Genomic DNA, 275 nt, shown 5'->3' with positions numbered 1-275 from the left:
ACTCCCCCGCCGGCCGACAGGTCACGACGAGTGAAGGCCCACGCCTCGATCCACGTCGACTCCCTCGACCGAGCTCGCGCATGGCTAGTAGAGCGTGAGACCGACCGGGCCGAGCGGCAGCGGCGCCGCGAGCAGCACGGGAACCCGCCCGACTACGACCACGTCTGGCTCGACACCGCCACGGTCGCCGCAATGGCCGGGCTCACCGTGAACTGGGTGACCTGGCAGATCCGTGAGGAGCGGATGCCGGCGACGTTCCACGGCGGTCAGTACTG

1 protein-coding gene is annotated in these 275 nt (G+C 70.2%); it reads left to right on the top strand.

Going from position 1 to position 275, the window contains the following annotated elements; genetic code table 11:
• Positions 1-30: 30 nt before the first annotated feature.
• Positions 31-275, top strand: a 245-nt coding sequence (locus tag Q0858_RS21485; RefSeq protein WP_299058444.1) for a hypothetical protein, incomplete at its 3' end; no start/stop codon positions are given.

Origin of the sequence: uncultured Nocardioides sp. (assembly GCF_947489365.1) — a bacterium.
Lineage (GTDB): Bacteria > Actinomycetota > Actinomycetes > Propionibacteriales > Nocardioidaceae > Nocardioides.
The sequence above is the reverse complement of the archived record's forward strand: the minus strand, read 5'-3'. Positions and strand labels throughout refer to the sequence as shown.